Below are 459 nucleotides of genomic sequence, written 5' to 3' on the forward strand. Positions count from 1 at the left end.
CACAGCGGGCAGCGGAACAGAAGCCCTTGCCCTTCGTTTTTGATGATGACGTCCGACTGCTCCCACTGCGCGCCGCAGGACTGGTTTCTACATGTAAACACGTTGCTTCTCCAACTGGATTCGATTGTTGATTCGACTGGCCGCATCAACCGAGATGCGTGTGCCGTGTGCGCGGCGCGCTGACGTCCATTTCGCTGAGACCTTGCACGATGCCGCAGTCTTCGACCGCCTGTTCGCCGTGGCATTGCTCGCGCAGCACGTGCAATTGCGCCTTGAGCTGTTGCAGTTCGTCGATACGCGTATCGACGTGCGCAATATGCTCGTCGATGAGGTTATTGATGCCGCCGCAGCCATTGGCCGGCGCGTCGGTCAGACGCAGCAGCGCGCGAATTTCGTCGTGCGTCATGTCGAGCGCGCGGCAATTGCGGATGAAGCGCAGCCGCTCGACGTGCTTCGCCG

Annotated in this window: 1 protein-coding gene; it reads right to left on the bottom strand. The window is 60.6% G+C overall.

Annotation, left to right across the window (positions count from 1 at the left end):
* Positions 1 to 145 precede the first annotated feature (145 nt).
* A partial coding sequence (locus tag SB753_RS34785) for a MerR family DNA-binding protein (RefSeq protein ID WP_410804574.1) occupies positions 146 to 459 on the bottom strand: 314 nt, incomplete at its 5' end.

Source organism: Paraburkholderia sp. SIMBA_053, from assembly GCF_046534895.1.
Classification (GTDB): domain Bacteria; phylum Pseudomonadota; class Gammaproteobacteria; order Burkholderiales; family Burkholderiaceae; genus Paraburkholderia; species Paraburkholderia caledonica.